The organism is Micromonospora sp. NPDC092111, from assembly GCF_044755745.1.
Classification (GTDB): domain Bacteria; phylum Actinomycetota; class Actinomycetes; order Mycobacteriales; family Micromonosporaceae; genus Micromonospora.
In genome coordinates this window covers 281751-305524 of the sequence record NZ_JBIVRQ010000008.1, presented here as the reverse complement: position 1 = coordinate 305524, position 23774 = coordinate 281751, and the positions used below count along the sequence as shown (strand labels likewise).

At 69.1% G+C, this 23774-nt stretch carries 13 protein-coding genes, 1 tRNA gene and 4 pseudogenes; 10 read left to right on the top strand and 8 right to left on the bottom strand.

Annotation, left to right across the window (positions count from 1 at the left end; all coding sequences use genetic code 11):
* The first annotated feature begins 479 nt into the window (after window positions 1-479).
* Both ACIQG9_RS18680 and ACIQG9_RS18675 read left to right on the top strand, forming a co-directional pair.
* A complete protein-coding gene (locus ACIQG9_RS18680; protein WP_400403799.1) occupies window positions 480-1487 on the top strand; it encodes a hypothetical protein in 1008 nt (335 codons plus the stop codon).
* 136 nt (window positions 1488-1623) lie between these two features.
* Window positions 1624-1761: pseudogene (locus tag ACIQG9_RS18675) on the top strand (transposase); the annotation flags it as partial.
* Window positions 1762-1988: 227 nt separating this feature from the next.
* Here ACIQG9_RS18675 and ACIQG9_RS18670 read toward each other — a convergent pair.
* On the bottom strand, window positions 1989-2696 hold the full coding sequence (locus ACIQG9_RS18670) for a hypothetical protein (protein ID WP_400403797.1): 708 nt from the start codon (window positions 2694-2696) through the stop codon (window positions 1989-1991).
* A gap of 355 nt (window positions 2697-3051) precedes the next feature.
* Here ACIQG9_RS18670 and ACIQG9_RS18665 point away from each other — a divergent pair.
* Window positions 3052-4523, top strand: a pseudogene (locus ACIQG9_RS18665) (NF041680 family putative transposase).
* A gap of 8 nt (window positions 4524-4531) precedes the next feature.
* Here the strand turns inward: ACIQG9_RS18665 and ACIQG9_RS18660 are convergent.
* Window positions 4532-5496: pseudogene (locus tag ACIQG9_RS18660) on the bottom strand (IS5 family transposase).
* 466 nt (window positions 5497-5962) lie between these two features.
* On the opposite strand from ACIQG9_RS18660, the gene ACIQG9_RS18655 reads away from it, so the two are divergent.
* Complete coding sequence (locus ACIQG9_RS18655) at window positions 5963-7375, top strand: xylulokinase (RefSeq protein WP_400403795.1); 1413 nt, start codon at window positions 5963-5965, stop codon at window positions 7373-7375.
* Between the two features lie 653 nt (window positions 7376-8028).
* On the opposite strand, the gene ACIQG9_RS18650 is transcribed toward ACIQG9_RS18655, so the two are convergent.
* The 3 genes from ACIQG9_RS18650 to ACIQG9_RS18640 form a co-directional block, all read right to left on the bottom strand.
* A tRNA-Met gene (locus ACIQG9_RS18650) sits at window positions 8029-8102 on the bottom strand.
* 136 nt (window positions 8103-8238) lie between these two features.
* On the bottom strand, window positions 8239-8877 hold the full coding sequence (locus ACIQG9_RS18645) for a LuxR C-terminal-related transcriptional regulator (protein ID WP_400403823.1): 639 nt from the start codon (window positions 8875-8877) through the stop codon (window positions 8239-8241).
* Window positions 8868-10187 (bottom strand): sensor histidine kinase, encoded by a 1320-nt coding sequence (locus ACIQG9_RS18640; RefSeq protein ID WP_400403793.1) that lies wholly within the window; start codon window positions 10185-10187, stop codon window positions 8868-8870. Before ACIQG9_RS18640 ends, ACIQG9_RS18645 begins: the two co-directional genes overlap by 10 nt.
* 131 nt (window positions 10188-10318) lie before the next feature.
* Between ACIQG9_RS18640 and ACIQG9_RS18635 the strand changes: the two genes are divergently transcribed.
* Complete coding sequence (locus tag ACIQG9_RS18635) at window positions 10319-11290, top strand: alpha/beta fold hydrolase (RefSeq protein WP_400403791.1); 972 nt, start codon at window positions 10319-10321, stop codon at window positions 11288-11290.
* A gap of 283 nt (window positions 11291-11573) precedes the next feature.
* The gene (locus ACIQG9_RS18630) at window positions 11574-14090 is read left to right on the top strand and encodes a tetratricopeptide repeat protein (RefSeq protein WP_400403788.1); all 2517 of its coding nucleotides are present in this window, start codon (window positions 11574-11576) and stop codon (window positions 14088-14090) included.
* A 74-nt stretch (window positions 14091-14164) separates the two neighbouring features.
* Here ACIQG9_RS18630 and ACIQG9_RS18625 read toward each other — a convergent pair whose 3' ends face one another.
* Window positions 14165-16165, bottom strand: a complete 2001-nt coding sequence (locus ACIQG9_RS18625) for a VWD domain-containing protein (protein ID WP_400403785.1) — start codon at window positions 16163-16165, stop codon at window positions 14165-14167.
* Window positions 16166-17231: 1066 nt separating this feature from the next.
* Here ACIQG9_RS18625 and ACIQG9_RS18620 point away from each other — a divergent pair.
* The 4 genes and pseudogenes from ACIQG9_RS18620 to ACIQG9_RS18605 form a co-directional block, all read left to right on the top strand.
* Window positions 17232-17528, top strand: coding sequence for a helix-turn-helix domain-containing protein (locus ACIQG9_RS18620; RefSeq protein WP_400403783.1), 297 nt, complete (start codon window positions 17232-17234; stop codon window positions 17526-17528).
* Window positions 17529-17965: 437 nt separating this feature from the next.
* Window positions 17966-18253, top strand: a complete 288-nt coding sequence (locus ACIQG9_RS18615) for a hypothetical protein (RefSeq protein ID WP_400403780.1) — start codon at window positions 17966-17968, stop codon at window positions 18251-18253.
* Between the two features lie 43 nt (window positions 18254-18296).
* A complete protein-coding gene (locus ACIQG9_RS18610) occupies window positions 18297-18794 on the top strand; it encodes a universal stress protein (protein ID WP_400403777.1) in 498 nt (165 codons plus the stop codon).
* A 112-nt stretch (window positions 18795-18906) separates the two neighbouring features.
* Window positions 18907-19311: pseudogene (locus ACIQG9_RS18605) on the top strand (transposase); the annotation flags it as partial.
* A gap of 52 nt (window positions 19312-19363) precedes the next feature.
* On the opposite strand, the gene ACIQG9_RS18600 reads toward ACIQG9_RS18605, so the two are convergent.
* Window positions 19364-19906 carry a dihydrofolate reductase family protein gene (locus ACIQG9_RS18600; protein WP_400403776.1) on the bottom strand — a complete coding sequence of 181 codons (543 nt, stop codon included), beginning with the start codon at window positions 19904-19906 and terminating at the stop codon, window positions 19364-19366.
* Between the two features lie 987 nt (window positions 19907-20893).
* Window positions 20894-23713, bottom strand: a complete 2820-nt coding sequence (locus ACIQG9_RS18595) for a BTAD domain-containing putative transcriptional regulator (protein WP_400403773.1) — start codon at window positions 23711-23713, stop codon at window positions 20894-20896.
* Window positions 23714-23774: the final 61 nt, after the last annotated feature.

Sequence of the window (23774 nt, the reverse complement as noted above, 5' to 3'; positions counted from 1 at the left end):
TTGGTCGATTGCTGTCTTACCGGGAGCCTCGTCCTACATGGACACCAGCCTCCCGCACCGCCCATGACCTGCACCGTCACGATGAAAATGGCTCACTGCACTTATCTTATTGAGCCGTGCCCGCTCGATGGGAAATGCCAGGCCAGCCTCAGCCAGCCGGTCCCACTCGTCGTCCCGCCCGTATCCAGTCATCGCGGCCACCTGCACCGGGCCGCCGACCAACGCCGGCCATCGGCCTTCTCGCACACGCGGATGCGCAGCACCTTGCCGGGGTGGCGGCGCGTCCGAAATCGTCCAATTATCCAATTGGGACTATAAAAGTACTGTGGCTCAAGGTAGGTAGGATCGCGGCCGCCGGTACCGGGCGACTGTCGGGCTGTGAATGTCCGTGCAGATCTGGTCTGACGACGAAGTCAGGACAGGCTCAATGATAAATTGATCGACAAGCTTCGCTGGCGATGTGAAACGCGGGAGGCTCAATGACCGGAGTGGAGGTGGCCGCCGGGGTGGTTGCCGCCTGGGCGTGGCGCAAGGCGCGACGCGTCGGCACGCGGGCGGACGCCGAGATCGACAACGTGATCGACGCGGCGATGCGGCGGCTGTACGACCTGGTGACATCTCGAGCAGGCGGGCATCCAGCGGTGCGTTTACTGGAGGCCGAGGCGACCTTCACCGCTGCGGACCCCGCCGCCATGGGGCCTGCGGTGCGGCCGGAGGTCCAGCGGGCCGCTGGCGCGGCGATAGCGCAGGTGGCGGCCAGCGATCCGGCCTTCTCGGCCGAGGTACGGTACCTCGTTGCCCAATTGCCACCCAGCGCCGTCCGGGCGTCGGTCGCTGGCGATCACAACGTGCTGCTGCACAACGTCGTCACCGGTCCACGGTCGCGGATGACGGTGGGCGGTTCCCACTCCCGTACGTACAAGATCGGTTTCGGCTTGGTGGGAGCCTTTCTTATTCTCGCGGTGTTCGCTGTGCTGGCCGTCAGGTACCTTCCCGTCTATCTCTACCAGCGGCAGGTACTCGCCGCGTGCGCCGAGGCCGAGGCTATTACCTCGGAGAACCACAACGAGGCCTTACGCTTCGTTGCGCCCGGTCCTGACGGCCTCACGCCCGGCGGAGCGTCGACACCGACGGATTTGATCCGGGTGGACAAGGCAGGTCTGCTTCGCGTCCTGGCGGATCGGACAGCGCGGGTGTCCGCGGTCTTCAACGATCTCGGCCAGCGATCCACACCGGGTTCGTTGACCACGGAGAAAGCCGCCGTCGACAGGGCTTTCGGCCAGTGGATGAAGGCGAGTACCGCCGAGGCCGAGCTTGTCCGCACCGGACTGAAGGACAACATGACGCTGACGGCGGCGATGAAAACACCGTTCTTCGTTGACAGCAAAGCGGCTGTCGCCGGTACGAACCTCAATACGGCGATGGCCGGTCTGGCCGGTCGCGCCTGCACCGCCATCGCCTCGGGACCGCCGGTCGCGGCAGAATGAGACAACCGGCGGCGGCTGAGCAGTTCGGTCTGCATGCGGCCCCAGAATGACTTGATCATGCCGTTGTCGTAACAGTCACCAATCGATCCCATCGATGGCGCCAGGCCGGCTTCTCGAACTCGGTGGGTGAAGGTTCATTCACCGGCTCGCCACCACGATCGAGACCTGGTGGCCACAGATCCTCACGTTCATCCGCACAGGAATCACCAACGCCACCTCCGAAGGCACCAACCGAGTGACCAAAACCGTCGCCCGCGACGCCTACGGCTCCCTTAACTCCACCGACCAGCGACTACGCACCCGCTGCGCCACCACCCGACGCACCCCGAGACCACCTCGACCGCCGCTAACTTCGCCGATCTATCAAGCCGATGAAGTTCTGAAAACGCCTCCAGGATTGGTCATCGGTCGCCCGCAGATCGAACGCGACAAAGGGTTGCATCTCCACGGTCTCCGTCCTGATCGCGGAACCCGGTGGTTGGCGGCATCCCTGGTCTGTGCCTACCGCAGTGTAGTGGTGCGGCGCTCGCCGAGCTCCCGTATCGCGAACCACGCCAGCGGCCCAAGGGCGCTCGCCACGAAGGCCAGCACCGGCACCCACGGAATTCCGTCAATGAACATTGCTACGAAACCGGCCCCCAAGGCCAACAGCGCGGCGGAACGGGTATACGACAAGCTGGAGTTGTCACGGAAGAGATACTTTGGCGGCGCCCTCCGCAGCCGCCACACCCGGTAAACCTGCAGCACCATGAGTACGAACGCTGCCGGCAGCAGCGGGAACACCAACGCGGCTCCCGGCGTCCACGGATCCCGCACATATTGGCCCTCGACAGTGACGAGGTGCCCGTGCCACAAACCCAGCATGGCGTACTCTCCCTCATTGACGTTGAGGTAGGCATCCCGTCGCTCTACAAATGACACCACTTCGCTGCCGCCCGACAGGCGGTACCGGACCTCCTGTGAGCCGGCGTTGCCGCCGTATCCTCCCACAGCGCTGGAGTAGTTGACCTCCAGAACCTTCCCGGGCTCCAGCACCAGCATGCTCGCGCGATGTGCTGAGTTAGCTGCCGTTTCCACGTACACGCGGTGTCCGAAATAGGCCATAAGGACAGCCGCGAGCAGACCGGATATGACCGCCACCCAGACCCGGAACCGGACCTCGCCCGGATCGATCGGCGGTACAGCGCCACGCCGCCTTGCTGACGTCATGCCCACCATGCTAATGAACAGCCGCCGCCACCCAGATCGGCCAGATGGCTCCTGCGGCTCGCCGTTACCGGACGGGCAGTCAGTCCGGTCGTCGGCCGGGCGCCTGTCTCGGTTGCGGACGCCTGCGAGTCGGCGTAGCCATGCCGGGATCGATGACGAGGTATCGCCCTGGCCAAGGTGTCGATCGATTCGGCCAAGGCGAGCGATGTCTACGGTGTCGCAGGCGCCGGTCGGAGGGCTAGCTTGATCTTTAACCTGCTGGGCGGCGGTATCGACCCCGGCTGATCATGGAGACAGCCCTTGATCGATCATTCCTCTTGTCTAGGGAAGAAGATCGCAAATCAAGGGCTGTCTGGTGATCAGTGTGCACGATGCCGGGTCGACCGATGAGGTCGGGCGGCTGGCCGCGTTCCGGCGTGAGTTCCATCGTTGTCTGACCGCTCGTGGGGATGCGTTGTTCGAGCTGGCGGACGCGTTGTTGTGCGGGGATGCGCCGGTGCGTTCGCTGGTGGAGTTGTCGCTGGTGGGTGAGCATCGCCGTGGTCACGGCTCGCTGTATGCGGCGTTGAACCGGGGTCGGATCGACGTCGAGCGGCTGCGGACCGTTGTGGCGGCGGTGCCGCTGCCGCGGGCCGCGGACGGGCGGATCGTCCTGGCGGTGGACGTGACGTGCTGGCTGCGGCCGGAGGCGCACACCTGCCCGGAGCGGGTGCTGTGCCACACCTACGGGCGCGGCAAGGACACTCACATCGGGGTTCCGGGCTGGCCGTACTCGTTCGTCACCGCTCTGGAGGCCGGGCGCACCTCGTGGAGCGCGCCGTTGGACGCCCGCCGGCTGGCGCCCGGCGACGACGCCGCCACGGTCACCGCCGGGCAGTTACGGGACGTGGTGCAGCGGCTGATCACCGCCGGGCAGTGGCATCCCGGTGATCCGGACGTGTGGATCGTCGCGGACGCCGGCTACGACGGGCCCCGGCTGGCTTTCCTGCTGGCCGATCTACCCGTTCAGGTGTTGGTGCGGATGCGTTCCGACCGGGTGCTGCGCCGGCCCACGCCACCCCGGCTGCCGGGCACCACCGGCCGCCCACGACGCCATGGCGGCGAGTTCATCTTCGGTGACCCGGCCAGCTGGGGCGACCCGGACGTCGCCACGAGCACCGACACCCGTCTCTACGGCACCGCGACCGCGCGAGCCTGGCAGGGCTGCACCCCAGGCTGACCCATCGCACCGCCTGGACCGCCCAGCACGGCCCGCTCCCGATCATCGAGGGCACCGTGATCCTGCTGACCGTCGACCGGCTGCCATCAGGTGCCATCGCGAAACCGGTCTGGCTCTGGTGGTCCCAACCGGCCGCCACCACCGCCGAGGTCGACCTGCTCTGGCAGGCGTTCCTGCGCCGCTTCGACATCGAACACACCTTCCGCATGCTCAAGCAAACCCTCGGCTGGACCAGTCCCAAACTGCGCGACCCGAACGCCGCTGACCGCTGGACCTGGCTGGTGCTGGCCGCCTACACCCAGCTACGCCTCGCCCGCACCGCCGTCGGCGACCTCCGCCGGCCCTGGGAACGCCCCGCACCACCCGAACGGCTCTCACCTGCCCGCGTCCGCCGCGCGTTTCGGCACCTACGCACCAAAGCCGGCTGCCCCGCCGCCGCACCGAAACCGAGCCGACCAGGCCCCGGACGACCGCCCGGACACCCCAACCGCCACCGAGCAGCACGCCACGACGTCCACATCGTCACCGCCGCCACCAGCACAAAAGCGATAGGCAGCACGAAGAAAACGAAGTCTTCAAATAACCCGAGGCCACGGCGGACGGGTTAAAGATCAAGCTAGGCCGTGTTTCGTAGGGCGCGGAGCCATTGGTTGATGGCGGCGATGGTGAGGGTGGCTTCGTAGCGCACGGCGAGTTTGTCGTACCTGGTGGCCATGGCGCGGTGTTGTTTGAGCTGGTTGATGCCGCACTCCACGGCGTGACGTAGGCGGTAGACCTCGGGGTCGAAGGCGGGCGGACGTCCGCCTTTGGAGCCTTTGGCCTTGCGGTGGGCGTCCTGGTCGGCCTTGCTCGGGATGCACGCGCGGATGCTGCGGGATCGTAGGTGGGCTCGGTTGGCCTTGGATGTGTACGCCTTGTCGGCCAGCACCATGTCGGGGCGGGTGCGTGGCCGGCCGCCACCAGCGCGGGGGACGCGGATCCTGGCCAGCACGGGGATGAACTGTGGGCTGTCGCCGCGTTGTCCGGCGGTCACCACCACGGCCATCAGTTTGCGGCCCTGCTCGCAGGCCAGATGGGTCTTGCTGGTCCAGCCGCCCCTCGACCGGCCGAGCCCGTGATCTGCCGGCTCGGCCTGCACACCACCGGGCGGCTCCTTCTGCGCCTGACCGTCGCGGCGGGCCCCAGCGGCGTGGTGATGGGCGCGGCTGATGGTCGAGTCCACGCTCACCGTCCAGCCGATCAACCCCGCCGCGTCCGCCAGGGCCTGCAACGAGGTGAGGAGCCGCCGTCACGTTGCCAGCGCCGGAACCATCGGTACAGGGTCTGCCAGGGCGGGTAGGGCGCGGGCACGTCTCGCCACGGTGATCCGGTCCGGACCCGCCACCGGATCCCGTCGATGATCAGTCTCATGGTCCATCTGCGTGGCCGAGCATGACCCGTTCCCGCAGGCAGCAACGGTTCGAGGACCGCCCACTGCACGTCGGTCAGGTCATGTCGCCTCGCTGCCGCTACGCTCGGCACGAGGTCTCCGGTGTGACGTTCTGCTTGGTCGCTGAACCAACTACCGGAGACCTCTCCCATGAGCGACCACCGACACGCCGTCAACCGCTACGAAACACGGCCTAGCCCCACTGCTGGCCGCCCGCACCGTGCCTGCGCGGTGCGGGCGGCGGGGGCTTCTTGCGCGTTATCACGGTCTTGACAATGTCGCGGCACGGTCAAATAATTCATCCATTAAACAAATCCTGCTCATCGCCCGGCTCTGTCGGCGGTACGGAGGTCCATCATGTCGATGCAGCCGACTCGCGATGACCGTCTGACCTTCGAGCTGTGGACCGTCGACTGACGGGCCAAGGGGCCCTTGGCGCGAGACGTGCGAGGACTTGCTGGCCGACCGGGACACGTTCGAGGACTTCGATCCTGACATGGGCGGCGCCGAGGGCTTCGGGTTCGTCCGGCTCAACTGGCTCGTCGTCGACCGCCCGGTCCGCTCCCGGCGACCAACCATGCCGGCTGACCCTGTAACCCACAACCGCTGGGAGGACCGGTGCCGCTCGTCGCCGGGGTCGACTCGTCGACCCAGTCGTGCAAGGTCGTCATCCGTGACGCCGAGACCGGGAAGCTGGTGCGCGAGGGCCGCGTGCCGCACCCGCGCGGCACCGTCGTGCCGCCGGCCGTGTGGGAGGCCGCGTTGTCGGAGGCGGTCGCGCAGGCTGGCGGTCTGGACGACGTGGCGGCTGCCTCGGTCGCCGGGCAGCAGCAAGGCATGGTGTGCCTGGACGCCGAGGGCGCGGTGGTCCGGGACGCCCTGCTGTGGAACGACACCCGCTCGGCTGGCGCCGCCGCCGACCTGATCTCGGATCTCGGCGGTGGCGAGGCCGGGCAGCGAGCCTGGGCGGAGGCGGTCGGTCTGGTGCCGGTGGCTAGCTTCACCGTCACCAAGCTGCGCTGGCTGGCCCTGGCGGAGCCGGACAACGCCGCCCGCACGGCTGCGGTGTGTCTGCCGCACGACTGGCTGACCTGGCGACTGGCCGGCGAGCCGGGGGTGGATGCGCTGCGCACCGACCGCAGCGAGGCCAGCGGGACCGGCTACTGGTCGGCCGTGACCGGTGAGTACCGCCTCGACCTGATTCGGTTGGCGTTTGGTCGGGATGACGTGCTGCTGCCGCAGGTGCTCGGGCCGACGGGTCTGGCTGGGCACCTGCGTACCGGCGCGCCGTTGGGCCCGGGCGCCGGCGACTGCGCCGCGGCGGCGCTGGGGATCGGCGCCGAGCCGGGCGACGTGATTGTGTCGATCGGCACCTCTGGCATAGTGTCCACCGTTTCCGATGTGCCGGCCGTCGATCCGAGCGGGATCGTGGCCGGGTTCGCCGACACGACCGGCCGCTTCCTGCCGCTGGTGTGCACGCTCAACGCCGCCCGGGTCCTGGACGCGACCGCGACCATGCTGCGGGTGGACCACGCCGAGCTGTCCGCGCTGGCGCTGTCCGCCACGCCGGGCGCCGACGGGCTGGCCCTGGTGCCCTACCTGGAGGGTGAGCGCACCCCGAACCGCCCGCACGCCACTGGCGCCGTGCACGGCCTGACCCTGCGGAACTCGACCCCCGCGCACCTGGCCCGCGCGGCGGTGGAGGGCATGCTGTGCGCACTCGCCGACGGGTTGGACGCGATGATCGCGCAGGGCACGACGGTCAACCGAGTTGTCCTGGTCGGCGGCGGCGCCCGCTCGGAGGCGGTGCGCCGGATCGCGCCTACGGTCTTCGGACGTCCTGTGCTCGTCCCACCGGCGGGGGAGTACGTCGCCGACGGTGCCGCCCGTCAGGCAGCCTGGGTGTTGTCGGGCGGGCAGCGGCCGCCGTCGTGGACGGTCGGGCAGATCGAGGTGTACGAGGCAGACGCCGTGCCGGCGGTCCGCGAACGGTACGCCATGGCCCGCGGCAACGTCCGCGACCGTAGCTGATTGGCGGCGTCATCGCCGGGTTGAGTGGATTCGTCACCAGTCCGCGCAGGAACGCCCGCCCTGTCCAGTCGCGTGCGTAGGTGGGGGCGGTCTCGTCAACGGCGGCGGTGACCGCGGGCTCGGCGGAATGCCGGGCGGCGACCACTCCGGCGACGGAGCCGATGTGGTTGAGGATCCGGCCGCGCGGTCGTTCCCACCCGCCGCTGCGGGACAGTCCCGGATTCCACCGGGTTCCCGTTACGACACCCGAGCGTGACAACGTCCGGGCGAACCAGCGGATCGAGGTGTGGAAGGGCAGGCACAGCGAGCAGGGCGGCGGCCCGGCCAAACTCGCCCATGCCCATGCCATGCCCTTGTCGCGCTGTCGGCGTCGGGCGATCTGCCGCTGCGGTTCGTCGCGGCGCGGACGCGACGGACGGGGCCGAGCAGAATCTGGACACCATCCGCGCCCAGATCGACGCCCACCGCGACCTGTCCGCCTCACTGCCGTTCGATGTTTGACCCGCACGGCGGCACGGTGTGCGCGCGGGCGGCCCAGACCACTGTCCCATGTCGCCTCGTGGTGTTTCGTGTGCCCGGACTGTGCTCCGAAGGAGATCGAAAACCCCGCCCCCACGATCCGGGGGCGGGGCTCTGACCTGCACTTTCACTTGTAGCGGGGACAGGATTTGAACCTGCGACCTCTGGGTTATGAGCCCAGCGAGCTACCGAGCTGCTCCACCCCGCGTCGGCTCCATAAGCCGAACCCATCCTCGGATCAGCGGGTCCCCGATCGACGTACGCTCAGCTCAGCGGGCATCGTACCGCGCCCTCCCGACCGGCCCCGGGTCGCGGTCCACGGCCCTGACCGGCCGATGTCGGGTTCACCCGCGCAGATAGGCAAGGACAGCGAGGACCCGGCGGTGGTCGGTCTCGGCCGGTGGCAGGTCGAGTTTGCTGAAGAGATTGCCGATGTGCTTGGTTACGGCAGCCTCGCTGACGGACAACTGTCCGGCGATGGCACTGTTCGAGCGCCCCTGCGCCATGAGCGCGAGGACCTCCCGCTCTCGGGGCGAGAGCCGTTCGAGCGGAGCGGCCTGTCTGCGGATCAGTTGCCGGACGACCTCGGGATCGATGACCGTGCGGCCTGCGGCGACCTGTTCCACCGCGGCGGCGAAATCCGCGATGTCACCGATGCGGTCCTTGAGCAGATAGCCCACGCCCACGTCGCACGACTCCAACAGCTTGGCCGCGTAGGTCTGCTCGACGTACTGGCTGAGTATCAGCACGGCCAGGCCGGGGCGCAGGCGTCGGACAGCAAGCGCCGCGCGCAGCCCTTCGTCCGTGTAGCCGGGCGGCATTCGCACGTCGGTGAGCACGATATCCGGATTGTGCTCAGCGACGGCGTGTCGCAGCTCGTCCGCGTCGCCTACGGCGGCAACCACCTGATGACCGAATCGGCGTAGCAGCCCGGTGAGGCCCTCGCGGAGCAGGACACCGTCCTCGGCAAGGACTACTCGCAGACTGACCTGCCCTCGTTCTGATCGCAAGGGATCTCCACGGTGAGTGTTGTCGGACCGCCGGGCGGGCTCGTCAGGATCAGTCTGCCGTCGACCGTTGAAACCCGGTCCGCGAGTCCCATGATGCCCGAGCCTTGCTGCGGGTCGGCCCCACCCACGCCGTCGTCCTGCACGGTGAGCACGAGCCTGCCGGCGGCAAGCTGCCCGGTCACCGAGGCGTGCTCGGCGGAACTGTGCTTGACCACGTTCGCCAGCGCCTCGCGTACCAGGAAGTACGCGGCGGCCTCGACCTCGGGCGGCAGGCGCCGAGGCACCGACATCCGCACGTCGACCGGGATGCCCAGTCGGTCGGCGATGTCTTCGACGGCCGCCGGCAGGCCATGCTCGGTGAGCATTCGTGGATGTATGCCGTGTACCAGCTCCCGCAGTTCGCTGAGCGCCTGTTTCGCCTCGTCGTGTGCCCGCACGACAAGATCGTGGGCGGAGCGGGACAGCGGGCCGCCCGGGGCGGGCAGATCCAGCCGGGCCAGCCCGAGTGTCATGGCCAGGACCACGAGCCGCTGCTGGGCTCCGTCGTGCAGGTCGCGTTCGATGCGCCGTCGCTCGGCTTCGAACGCCGCCACCAGTCGTGCGCGTGACCGGGTCAGCTCCACCACTCTTGCCCGCAGTTCCTCCTCGCGCGGGGCGAGCAATGCGCGGGCCAGTACGGCGTGCAGGCCGGCCGTGGCAAGCAGGAGGTACACGGCAGCCACGGTGATCGTGAACCCGATCGGGAGTGCGAGCCAGGCCTGCGGTTTCGTGGCGATGACCCAGCCGGGGTAGCCCTGGACCGTGGCGTCCGGCGGGCTGTTGGCCAACAGCGGCCAGGCCATCACCAACAGCACCGGCGACACCACCGCGTACAGGGTGACCAGCAGTTCCAGCGGTAACAGGACCACGAGCACGAGGGTGTACGCCAGTTCACGCCAGGTTGCCGGCTCGTGGAACCGCGTCCTGAGCCAGCTCAGAAGCCCGGCGCGCTCGGGGACGCGGTGCGGTGAGGCGATCGGCTCCTGGTCGACCAGGATCAACCGCCACCGCTCGACGGCCGCGACCGGCAGGCCAAGCAGCGCCAACGCCATCAGGATGGGCACACCGACGAGGGTCAGGCTCAACGCGGCTCCCGCTGTGGCCAGCACTACCACCGCAGCCAGCGCGAACGTTCCGCAGACCAGCCCAGAGAGCTGGTAGGCCAAGGCCCGCCACGGCCACGCCGATCGCAGCAAACGCCACGGTGGCAGTCGCAGTGCCTGCCAGGACGTCGTAGGGTTCACCTCCGCGAGGGTACGGGCGGCCCAGCCGCAGCCCAGGGGCGAGGTGGGACCCGCAGGTAGATCCAGCTCCACCGTCAAGTGTCCGGCCCGCTCCAGTGCGTTCGGCGCGGGTGCCGCGATTTGCTGAGTGCATGACGACGAACGAGGTACCTGTCCCGTCCTCTGCCAGGAGACGGCGGATCGTGCGGACCGGCATCGCCATGCTGGCCGTGGTGCTGCTGATCGCGGGGGTGGGCGCGGGCTACGAACATCTGTCCGCGCGCGGTGACCGGCAGCGGTATCCAATGTCCGGGCGGATGGTCGACGTCGGCGGGCACCGGCTGCACCTGGATTGCACCGGCACGGGTGGGCACACCGTCGTGCTCGAAGCGGGGCTGGGGGAATCGTCGGCGGGATGGGCGACGATTCAGCGGCAGCTCAGCGGCAACGGCCGGGTCTGTAGCTACGACCGGGCGGGCTACGCGTGGAGCGAACCCGGGCAGGGCCCGCGCACCGCCGGGCGGGAGGCCGACGAGCTGAGCAACCTGCTGCAAGCGGCCGGTGAGCCAGGGCCGTACGTCTTTGTCGCGCACTCCTACGGCGGTCACATCGTGCGCCTGTTCACAGACCGGTGGCCTGACCGTACCCTCGGCCTGGTCCTCCTCGACGTGAGCGACGAGAACGCCACCGCAGCCCTGAGCGCCGCAAGGCTCCCGCTCGTCCTCCAGTTCGCGGCCGAACGCACCGCCGCCCGCATCGGCGCTGTACGGCTCTTCGGCGACGCGCTGATTCCAGACAACGCACCATCCCTGGCCCGCCAGGCCGCGCCGGTGGTCTACGGCCCGAAGTCGCTGGCTGCCGCTGGCGCTGAGGCCGCCGCGAGCCTCGACAGCGCTCGCCAGGTCCAGGCGACCGTCCACCCGGGCGCCTGGGGTGATCGAACGGTGATCGTCATCGCCGCTGCGGGACAGCCGGCAGCCGCACTCACGGCACAACGCCGGTTGGTGGAGCTGTCCAGCCGGGGCCGCTTCGTCATTGCCGACACCACCGACCACTACATTCACTACGCGCAGCCCGACCTGGTCGTCCGCGCGGCGCAAGAGGTCCGCGAGGGCAGCCGCTGACCGGCTGGGGCCGGTGGTGATTGTAGTGGTGGAGCCAGGCGGGTAGGGGAGGGCGGTTTACTTACCGGCGAGTGGACTCCCCATCGCGGTCGTGATCGGCCTGAGGCGGGTCCAGCACTACCACCCGGGACACGCGACGCACTCTTTCGGATACGATGAGCTACATCTGTCCGTATCGATGAATGCTTGAGATCAATCGATGACCGCTACCCGAGCGGACGATGCGTCCGCCGTGATGCCGGACCCGGGTCGGGCTCGCACGCTCGATGAGCTCACTGCGGCGTTGAGGTCCCTGAAGGTCTGGGCCGGGAACCCGTCCTACGAACGGATCACCAGCCAGGTCAACAACGCGTGGCGGGCCGCCGGTCGCCCGGCCAGCGAGTTGACCAAGCGGCCCACGGTCGTGGACTGTTTCAAGCCCGGTCGGCGCCGGCTGAACACCGATCTCGTCACCGCGGTCGTGCAGGCACTGCACCCGAACGAGGGATACGTGCACCAGTGGCGCCAGGCGCTACGAGTGGTCGGCGGGGAGGCCCAGGCCGCCACGGTGGTACGGGTCCAGGACCGGCTGCCGCCCGACCTGGCGGGGTTCACCGGCCGTGCCACCGAACTCGACCAGCTCCGTCACACCCTCAGCAACCGAAACACCAACGGGGCGATGGTGGTCGCGGCGATCGAGGGGATGGCCGGGGTCGGCAAGACCCAGCTTGCCATCCACGCCGGACACCTCCTGATCCGGGAACACCGCTTCGAGCGGACACTCTTCGTCGACCTGCGCGGATTTCACCCCGATCCCGCCCGACCTCCCGCGGACCAGGCCGCCGTCCTGGACGGCTTCCTGCGCCTGCTCGGCGTACCGGCCCACCAGATCCCCCACGATCTCCACGCCCGCACGGCGGCCTACCGCGATCAGCTCACCGGCACCCGTACCCTGATCGTGCTGGACAACGCCGCCGACGTCGACCAGGTCCGGCCGCTCCTCCCCGAGGTTCCCGGCTGTCTCACCCTGATCACCAGCCGGCGAATCCTGTCCGACCTGCGCCCAGCCACGCACCTGGTGGTCGACGTGTTCGCCGCGCACGAGGCCGTCGACTATCTTGCCCAGGTCGTCAGCCACGTCCCCACGGGCGACGATCCCGCCGCGGCGGCGCGCATTGCACGGCGCTGCGGCTATCTCCCGCTGGCCCTCGATCTGACCACCGGACACATGCGGGCCACACCCGGCTGGACCCTCACCGACCACGCCGACCGGCTCGACGAACGCCACCACCAGCGACGCCTGGAAACCGGCGTCGAACTCGCCCTCGAACTCTCCTACCATCACCTGCCCGCCGACCAGCGCCGGCTGCTGCGGCTGCTCGCGCTGCACCCCGGGCAGGACAGCGACGCCTACGCTGCCGCCGCCCTGACCGACGCCGACCTCGACACCACCCGCGCCCACCTCGACCACCTGTGCCGCGACCACCTCCTCCAGCAGTCCGCCTCGGGCCGGTACATGCTGCACGACCTCGTCCGGGCATTCGCCATCACCCGCGCGCACGACGAGGTCCGCCCCGCCGACCGCCGGGAAGCTCTGACCCGCCTGTTCGACCACTATCTCGCCACGGCCGCCGCGGCGATGAACGCCCTCCATCCCGCCCAGGCGCACCTTCGGCCCCACATTCCCCCGACCGGCACACCCGCCCCCGAGCTGGGTGACCCGGACAGCGCTCTCGCCTGGCTCGACATCGAACGGCCTACCCTGGTCACCGTCGCGGCCCACAGCGCCAGCCACGGTTGGCCCACCCACACGACCCGCCTCTCCCGCATCCTGTACCGCTACTTCGCCGGTGGCCACGGCGGCGATGCCGTCACCGTCCACACTCACGCCCACCACGCGGCCAGGCACACCGGCGATGTCACCGAACAAGCCCACGCCCTGACCGACCTCGGCGTCGCCCACCTCTGGGTCGGCCGGTACGAGTCCGCCGTCGAACACTTCACGGAGGCACTGCACCTGTTCAGCCAGACCGGCCACGGGTTCGGGCACGCCCGGACCCAGACCAACCTGGGCGTCGCCGAACAGCGGCTGGGCCACTACCGCAAGGCCGCCGCCCACTTCGCGCAGGCCCGGACCGCGCACCTGCGGGCCGGCGACCAGATCGGTCAGGCCCGCGCGTTGAGCAACCTCGGCGACGTCGAACAGCGGCTCGGCCACTACCGCACGGCCGCCAGGCACCTCCGACAGGCGCTCACGCTGTACCGACAGAGCGGAGACCGGGCCGGCGAGGCGGTGTCGCTGGCCAACCTCGCGGAGGTCGACACGCGATCGGGCCGGTACGAGGCGGCTGCCGAGAACCTCGCGCAGGCGCTCGTCCTGTTCCGTCAGGCCGGTCATCGCAACGGCGAAGCCTGGACCCTGGACGGACTGGGCACCCTTCACCGCCACCTCGGACAGCCCGCCGAGGCCGCCCGGTATCACCAGCAGGCTCTGACGATCCTGCGGATGACCGGTGACAGGCACGGCGCTGCATGGGCGCTCAACGGGCTCGGCGAGGCCACGCTCGCCGCCGGCCACGCCACCGACGCGCTCGCCCATTACACCGCCGCCCACACCATCGCCGCCGAGATCAGCGCCCGGGACCAGCGGGCCCGCGCCCAGGCCGGGCTTGCCAGCGCCCACCAGGCCCTCGACCAGCGCGATCGGGCCCGTGATCACTACCAGCACGCCCTGGCCATCTACACCGACCTCGGCACCCCCGAAGCCGACCAGATCCGCACCTGTCTCGCCGCCCTCGACAACACAGGCACCCGCACCTGACCGCGAGACCTCCGGGGATGCCCGGTCGATGGGGTCATCCCCGGAGATCGCACGTGCTGCGGAGGCTGGCGAGGTTACCCGCCGGCCTTGCGACATCCCCCCGCCGGGGAACACGTCGGTGTCGGGCAGGTCGGATGAGTGCTTCCCGGCGTGCAAGCGGGCGGTTGCACGGGGTTGGCGTCGACCTCGGGTCGCTGTAGTCCCACATAGACCGTGGCAGCGGACGCGCCGAGCACGGCGACATCCAGGGCGCACGTGTCCAACCACTGCGTGGCGACCTGCCGGGAGCGGCAGAGCTCCTGCGCCCACAGGCGGGTGTTCGAGTTGAGGTTGCCGGCGTAGAACGGCCCCGTCGGGTTACCCACGGCGACGGTGTTGCAGGATTGCAGCAGGGTGGCGGAAGGGCTGACCCGCCAGCTGCCGCCGAACCTGTCGTAGAGGTCGGTGTGGGAGAGCGGAACGCGCAGGACGCTGCCGTCCTTGGCCTCCAGGAAACGGGGATCGCCGTTGGGGTTGCCCAGTAGGCCGCGCACCGTCGTTGCCCCGGGCCCGACGCCGACGCCCAGGTCGAGGTACCCGGTGTTGACGGTGGCGCGGACGCTGTTGCCCGACGGGTCTCTGAAGGTGTACACGTTGTTGACACGATCGATCGCCACCCCGGTGGGCAGCAGCAGGGAATCGCCGGCCGGCAGGCTGGTGGTGGTGCCGTTCACCACCAGACGCGTCCCGTCGCACAGTGCCAGCCTCGAGTTGCCCATCCTCACGGCGACCGACCGGTTGACCGAGGTGTTGGGCCAGTTCGGCGCACCGGACACCTTGCGGGTCTGCACCTCGAACGTGGAACCGGCCTGTGCCTCGACGAAGTCGCCCGTGGCTTGGAAGTCGTAGAACAGACCGCCGAACGTGTACTGGTGGGTGTCGCCGATGATCGCGGCGACGCGGCAGGCCGACGACGCCGCCGGCCCCTGGACCGACTCGTTGATGACGACGGCCGGTGCCGGGCTCGACGGGACCGGGCCCGGAGGTCCGAAGTTGAGGTTGTTCCGCTCACCGCTGAAGCCGTAGTTCTGGCAGTCGGGCTTGACCGGGCTGCCGTCCTCGATCGTCGTGCGGACGTTGAAACTCGCCTCGGGATTGAACCTGGCCGTGGACCCGCGACCATAGCCGAACACGTTGAACTCGACCTGGGCCCACTCCGACCCGGGCTCCTGAGGATCCGGTGGCAGAACGTGGAGGATGCCCGCTCCCGTGGACGAGTAGAGCCTTCCCAACCCATCGTTGAAGGTGGCGGTGTCGGTCTCCTGCCCGTCGGCCGTCTTCGTGATCGAGCCGTCCAGTCGCAGGGCCGGCCTCGTTATGCTCTGGATCGGTAGGTAGGGAAGGTTGATCGCTTCGGTCTTCCGCGAGCAGTGGATCTCCGCGTCGTCCGGGACCTCGGTCCACCCTGACGGGCATGGCTGGCCCTGGCTCGGGTCCGGGTTGTAGTGCAGCAGCCAGTACTCGACGTAGAGCCTGCTGGGACTGGGATCGGGATTAGGGTTGCCGTTCTTGGTGCCGTCGTTGGCGAACACGAACTGCTTCCAGCCCCGGCACAGCCCAGCGGTCGGTGAACCGTTGCATTCCTGGACCCTGAGGTGGTTGGTGTTGAGCTGGAACGAGTAGCTGCCCGGCATCGTCGGCCCGCTGGGCGGCTCCCCGGGCAGGGCAGCGGGCGGGACGCTGGTCACGCTCAACAGGTTCTGCTGGTTCACCTTCTCGAAGCTGCCGTACGCGCGAGTGATGGGACCGGCCCCCGTGGGCCTTCCCGTCACGATCCCGATCCCGCCACCGACGTCCCGCCGCGGAGCCTGTTCGAGGTTCGGGGCCATCGGGGCCGACGGCGGGGCCACACACTCGGTCTTCTGCCACACCAGCTCGGGATAGGCCGCAGTGAAGCACCCCTGCGCCGACGGCCGCGGTACCTTCACCATCCTCGAATGCCAGGCCTGAAGATTCCCTTGTGTGGCGGGTGACTTCTCCTCTCCGCTGGCGTGTACCCCCATCCCCAGCAGCACCGCCGCGATCGTGATGCCCACCAGCCTGGACTGTGATTGGCGTTCTCGCGGTAGCAACCTCATCATCGTTCCCTCTCACCGCAGGTGGAACCGCCTGACGCTCGTCCTTAGGACGGGCCTGGCTGATGAGCGTCGCGCGATGCCAGGCGGTGCGGGGGAACCCCATACAAACCCATACCTGCCTACCGGCGGTGGTAGTTCCCCGGGCGCTGTTGCGTTAGCGCCGTGACGAAGCAAACGGCCTCGTCGGCACTCGGCGCAGGCGAGCGCCCGGTGGACCGGATGGTGCGGGTGCGGCGACCGAGGTCATAGCAAGAACGCCAGTCCGGTATCACGGAACAGGTCGGGAGCGGTGTCGGGCCGCCGCATCGCTTGAAGCCGGCGGATTGTGCGGCGCGTGTTCACTCCCTGGTCACCTCCACCGCCGCCACACCTTCCGCGCAGCCGACCAGCCCTGCGTCGACGGGATCGGCGCGGCTCTCGCCGTGCTTGCTTCGTAGGCCAGTGACCCTGATGGCCGACGGCTAGGAAATCTAGGCTGGAAAGCCTAGACATCTTCGGCGGTGTGGCATACTGTTCCTGGAGTCGAGAGAAGAGATCCGTCAAGACGCAGACGGACCGCCCGGCCGTGAAGTCACGACGGGCGGCAGGAGTCGGGCTTCGTTCCGCCAAAACGGCGGGATGAGCACATCGGCCCCGACGTGTGATTCGCGGCGGGGCACGCAGGTGGGGCCAAGACTTGCTTAGGGCTCCAGCTGATGTTCGCCGCACGTGTGGGGGCCATAAAGTCGCGTGGGCTCCGACACCGGTGGACCGTACGACCGCAAGGGTAAGAAGAAGCAGAGGAAAGGGAGGGCCGTACACCGTTGGATCGCCCGCCAGTAGCCGTCATTCCAGGCTTGGCGGACACCGCAGTTTCCATCGAACGAGAGGTGGTCTCCGGTCACGCATATGCGATCCTCGCACCCGAAGCCTTCAGCGGCTGGTGCGGATACGACAAGCCGACGTTCCTGTCGGTAGATGGTGTTCTGACCCGTAACCCTGGGCCCCGGCGCGTACGCGCCGGGGCCCTCGATGTGGAGGTGACATGGGGCAAAACCCCGATGACATGTTTGGCGACGAGAACACACCGGCCTACACCATCGGTCAGGCCGCGGAGATGCTCGACACCACACAGGACTTCCTGCGTCGCCTGGACGAGGCGAAATTGATCAACCCGCACCGCTCTGCCGGCGGGCACCGCCGCTACTCCCGCTACCAGTTGCGTCTGGCCGCCCGGGCCCGCGAGATGGTGGATCAGGGCACCGCCCTGGAGGCCGCCTGCCGGATCATCATCTTGGAAGACCAGCTTGAGGAAGCCCTGCAGCAAAACGAGAAGCAGTAGCGTGGGCCGCGGCAGCAGACTGGCCGGCCCGCTCTCGGGTGAGATCGTCGGGCGATGATTGTACGCCACGGCTCGGACAGCGTCGGAGCTGGAAGACCTGACCCTGACCCTCGGTGAGGGGCCGGACGTCGACGCGATCACCGGCGGCCCTGTCCGGTGGCCGATGTGGCGGCAGCGGAGTGCCGGAACCGCTTGCCGGTGTTCACGCCGGCCTCGGTGCTCGCCGGGGTCCGGGCGGTGTTCGCGCTGCCGCTGCGGGTGGGCGGGATCCGGCTGGGTGTCCTGGACCTGTATCGGGGGCGCGCCGGTGACCTCGGGGCGGAGGAACAAGCCGGTGACCTCGGGGCGGAGGAACAAGAAGGTGATGCGCGGGCGGCGCGTCGCGGACCACCCCGTCGGGCGCGACCGGCGGAACCCCTGATGACGAGGTGACTGAGATGGCCGAGACCCAGCTAGCCGACGTATTCGTGGAGATGGCCGACACGCTCGTCGACGACTTCGACGTGATCGAGTTCCTGCACGTGCTCACCGAGAGGTGTGTCGAGCTGCTGGGTGTGTCGGCGGCCGGGCTGCTCCTGACCGACGAGCGGGACACGTTGCAGGTGGTCGCCGCATCGTCCGAACGCACCCGGCTGCTGGAGTTGTTCCAGCTTCAGACCGACCAGGGCCCTTGCGTGGACTGGGCCCGGATCCCGCTGGTGCGCCGCACCGGCTGGCTGAAGTAGGACCTACGACCGCCAGTTGCCAGACAGCTACGAGGAGGTCGACATGACGGACCAGACCGAGGAGCGTGAACGGCGCATCGTCGTCGGGGTCGACGGATCGCCGGGCTCACTGATCGCGCTGCGGTGGGCGGTGACCCAGGCGGAACTGAGCAACGCACGGGTCGACGTCGTGGCCGCGTGGCACGACCCGGCGGAGTACGCCTTCGCGTACGGGTGGTCAGCCGCGGTGTTCGAGGATGTGAGCATCGCGGCGATCACCGGAAAGATGCTCACCGAGGCGGTCGCGGACGTGGCCAGGGGCGGTGTGCCCGTCCAGTTCACCACTCACGTGGTGCGGGGGCATCCGGCTCAGGCGCTGCTGGATGCTGCGGACCGGGCGCAGTTGCTGGTGGTGGGCAGCCGGGGACACGGTGCCTTCGCCGGGATGCTGCTCGGCTCGGTCAGCCAGCACTGTGTACAGCACGCCCCGTGCCCGGTCGTGGTCGTCCCGTGGGCGGAGCGGACGTTCGACGAGGCTTGGAGCGACCCGGGGGAGTCCTGACCTCACGAGCGCCGTCGAGCCTGCCGCTTCGAGGCTCTCGTCGCAGCCGGGCCCGCGCCGTGCACCAGTGCGGCGCGGCATCCCGGCAACGCTGGCCGTCGAGCCGAGCCGCCGCGAGCGAAAGGGCGGCGATCACAGCCTGGCGGCGCCGTAGTCGATCCGGGCGGCCCGTCCGGGCGGCACCCCCATCTATGTGATATTGGACAAACTGTCCGCGAACAAGGCCCCCGCCATTCGTGCCTGAGCCAGGAGGAACAAGGTGGAGCTGTGCTTCACCCCGACCCAGACGTCCTGGGCCAACCCGATCGAGGCCCAGTTCGGGCCGCTGCGCACCTTCGTGATGACCAACTCCAACCACCCAACGACACCATGCAGACCCGCGAACTCCACGCCTACCTGCGCTGGCGCAACGCCAACGCCAGCCAGGCCGATGTCCTAGCCGCACAACGCCGCGCGCGCCCGCATCCGCAGCGAACGCCAGCAACGCAGGGGACGCCCACGACCCCAAGCTGCCTGATCACACCCGCGCGAACGTTCAGGGACAATGCTGTAGCCGTTGGAGGGTGCGCCTACTTTCGCACGCCGAAGCGGAGCATGGTGACGACGCCCGACTGGGTATTGCTGAGCGGTTCCAGGTCGATCCTGCCGAAGCCCGGAGGCGAGAAACGGACACCGTCGCCGAGCAGCAGCGGTAGGACATACACCAGGATCTCGTCGACGAGCCCGCTCTGCAGACACTGGGCGGCCACATCGGCACCGAGGATCTCCAGGTTCTTGCCGCCCGCGGCGCTGCGTGCCGTGGCAACGGCTTCCTCAAGTCCACAGGTGAGGAATGTGACGGCAGGGTCCGGCTCGGCGGGAGGAATGTGGGTGAGGACGAACTGTGCTCCCCCGTCGTAGGTGGAGTCCTGGTCGGCCATACGCTTGCCGACCTCGTAAGTACCCCGGCCGATGAGCATGGCGCCCGTGGCCGCCATGACATCCGGGACCGTATCCGCAGTCATGTACTCGAAGACCCAGTCCATCGCGTGACCAGGACCAGCGATGAAGCCGTCCAGCGACATCACCCTGTTCACGACCACCTTGCCAGTGATGGTGCCGATATCACTCATACGTTTCTCCCAGGATCTTGAAACTGAGGTCGGACCCTAGTTCGGCCCGGCGGGAAGGACAAGGACGAGAGTTGCATGCGCATCGCGGTGGCGCAACGCGAACAAACCGATACCCGGATGTGCTGGCCTGCAGTATCGCAAACCTGCTCGGGTACGGCGTGAACGACACCGCTGGTGAGGTCGCCCTCGGTCGCAAACTGAGTGACCAAACCCGGTGATCGTTTGCGGTCAGCGCACTACTGTAACTGGCGGGCACCTACGCGGAGCACCGGATCGACGGGTCCGCCGAACCGGCCGCCGAACTCGGGCTCCTGCCGCTGGCGTTGACACAGACCGCCGCTCTGGCGGGTCGGACCTGGACGATGGTCCTTGGGCTGGCCCAGGCGCTAACGTGCCGTATGCCAGTTATTGATCTGGACACGCCGCCGCGCAGCTCGCCGCCCCTGCGACGCCCGCACCCACGGTTTGTCATCGCCGCCGGCGTGATGCTGGGCCTTGGCTTTCTCACCGGCGAGCCGGCGGAACGACCCTTGCGGATTGATACGACGTCGCTTTGCGGTCCTCCTACGGTTGAAGCAGGCAACACGGCGACCCCAACGATCCGATGGCCGAGGGTCGAGCTCACCATCGATTCTCAGACCGGCCGTATCGTTTCAGTGCAATGCCACTCTCAATAGCTCGCTGCGACACTGAGCCTCATTGCGCACGAAGCCTTGGAGGAGACCGCCACGGCAGATTCCGGTCGACAGACCGTGAAACGTGGAGGGATCGAACGACCTGGGCCCTTCCACGTTCCGCTCGTCAGATGGAGTTCACCGTCGAGCGATATAGGTGATCGTCTCCGGGGGCGGGGGATTCACGGCGGCGCCGTGTTCACCGTCGTCATCGCCCTGTGGCTGTGCAGCTCACTGTGGTGCCTCACCCACGTTGCCTTCCCCGGCTGGTAGCCCGTCTAATGGCCTGAACGGGCTGCGGCAAGCCTGTCGATCAGCAGGTCGGCACCAGTTCCTGGAGCTCGGCCAACGTCATGGCACGCCCACGGGCCAGGGCGGAGGCCAGCTCCGAGGCGCTGAGCCCCGTCCGGACCGCCTCGGCGTGCGCGGGCGCGTCCACGGGATCCATCCGCGCGGGGAAGTATCCGACCGGCTCGCCCCACGCTTCGACGAACCCCAGCAGCACCGCGCCCGTGTCGGCGCGGCCGGCGTGCGCCAGCGCCCCGGCCAGCGTGTGCAGCGAGACCAGGATGCTGGTCAGCTCGTAGCGCGGGTCGGCGAGCATGACGATCTCGCGCAGCGCGTCGATCGCCACCTCCGGCTCGTCGAGGTCCATGCTGACCTTGCTGCCCAGCCAACCCGCGGAGATCGCCGCCCAGGAGTGGCCGGACTGGCGGGCGAGGCGATAGGCCTTGGCGAGTTCGGCCCGGGCCCGTGGCAGGTCGCCGCAGACCCGGCTGATGTGCCCGCGCACCATCAGCGACTCGGCCTGGGCATACGGTGTGCCCAACGCCTCGGCGAGGCGTACCCCCTCGTCGGCCGGCGCGATCGCCGCCGCGCTGTGGCCGCTCAGCGCGAGCAGGTACGCCATGTAGATGACGCTGTCGCTCAGCGCGTCATAGGAGCCGATCTCACGGGCGACCCGCACCGCCTCGGTCATCGGACCGGTCGCCTGTTCCAACTGCCCCTTGAGGTAGTACAGGCTCCCGACGGTGATCAGCGTGCGTACTCGGGCCAGTTGCACCTCGGGTTCGGGCAGGTCGAGCGGGCTCACGGCGGCCAGGGTCCGGCGCGACCAGCGCAGCCCTTCGTCGATCTGCCCGGTGCGGAACCAGAACCAGCCCAACGCGCCGCAGACGCGCAGCGCGGTGCCCGGCTCGCCGGCATCGAAGGCGGAACTCAGCGCGGCGCGGATGTTGTCGCGTTCCGCGGTGAAACGCCGTAACCAGGCGCCGCCGTCCGCGGTGGACAGCCGCCCGGCGCCGAGCTCAACCAGGTTGAGCAGCCAGGCGCGGTGCAACCGCACCGCGCTGTCGCGCTCCTCGCCGGCCAGCATGCGGGACGCGTATTCGCGGATGGTCTCCAGCAGGCGAAAACGGCGTGGGGTGACCGTGGTGTCGACGGCCACCAGCGACTTGCGCACCAGGCCGATCAGCGCGACGGTGGAATCGGCATCTGCGTCGATCACGCGGGCCGCGTCCAGGTCGAATCCGCCGTCGAAGACGCTCAGCCGGTGGAACAGGCGCCGCTCACCGGTCGACAGCAGCTCGTAGCTCCAGCCGATCGCGCTGTCCAGCGAGCGGTGTCGGCCGCTGGACGCATGCGGTCCGGCGTCCAGCAGCCGGAACCGGTCGTCCAGTTGGAATGCCACCTCCGACAGGGACAGCGCCCGGCACTGCGCGGCGGCCAGCTCGATGGCCAGCGGAATGCCGTCCAGCTCCCGGCAGATCCGCTCGGCCGCCACGCCGTCCTGTTCGCTCATCGGGCCGAGCGCTGCTGCGCGTTCCTTGAGCAGCGCCACCGCGTCCGCCACCGGCAGCGGCGGCACAGCCACCACATGCTCGCCCGATAGGTTCAGCGACTCCCGGCTGGTCACCATCACCTGCAACCGCGGGCAGCCGCTCAACAGCGCGGTCACCGTGTCCACGACGCCGCCCAGGACGTGCTCGGCGTTGTCGACGACCACCAGCATCCGGCGGCCGGCCAGGACGGCGGTGAGTTCGGCGACCGTGGCCGCGGGCATCCCGACGGCGTCGGCCACCGCGCCCGCGACCAGAGCCGGATCGCGCAGGCCGACCAGCTCGACCAGCCACGGGCCGTCCTGGTCGGCCCGCCGCCGGGCCACTTCCAGGGCCAGCCGGGTCTTGCCGATGCCGCCGGGGCCGGTGATGGTGACCAGCCGGTTGCCCGCCAGCGCCGCGTCGACCGCGCCGAGCTCGGCAGCGCGGCCGAGGAACGAGGAGAAGGCTGCGGGGAGGTTCGTCGTCCGGGGCGGTCTCGGGGTGAGCCGCGTCGCCGCTTGGGCGTCGCGGCGCACCGGCGGCTCCAGCGCGTCGTCATGGTCGAGGATCGCCGTTTCCAGACCGATCAGCCCGGGTCCGGGATCGAGGCCGATCTCGTCGGCGAGCGTGGCGCGGGCCCGCCGGATCGTGGCGAGCGCATCGGCCTGTCGTCCACAGCGATACAGCGCGATCGCCAGCAGTTCCCAGCCACGCTCGCGCAGCGGGTGCTCCAGCACCAGCGCCTCCAGATCTCCCAGGATGGCGGCGTGGCGGCCGAGGTCCAGCAGCGCGGTCAGGCGCAACTCCGTGGCCGACGAGCGCATCCCGTCCAGCCGGGCGATCTCCGGGAGGACGAAGGGCATCTGCGCCAGATCGGCGTACGCGGGTCCCCGCCACAGTGCGAGGCCACGTTCCAGCAGCGGTAACGCGTGGCCGGGGCGATGCTGGCGCATCAGCTCACCGCCCTGCGCGACCAGCAGCGAGAACTGCTCGGCGTCGAGTTGCTCCGGTGGCAGCCGGACGGCGTACCCGGGCCCTTCGCGCACCAGCACGCCGTTTGCCGCGCGGGGGACCCGACCTGGTTCCAGTGCCCGCCTCAGTTCGGCGATGTAGCCGTGCAGCGTGGCGCGGCTGGCCGGCCGCTCGCCATCCCAGACCAACCTCTGTAGGCGGTCGGTAGGCAGGACCCGGCCCCGGGCCGCGAGCAGTGCGGCCAGCACCATCCGCTGCCGCCGGCCGCCCAGCGCCGCTGTGTGCTCGCGGTGCTGGGCGGTGAGCGGCCCGAGCACCGATAACTGGACCTCGGCCACCATGAACCCCCGATTCGCCGTGCCTGACAGGCGCTGAGCCACCCGGCTGGGCCCGTGACCGTCC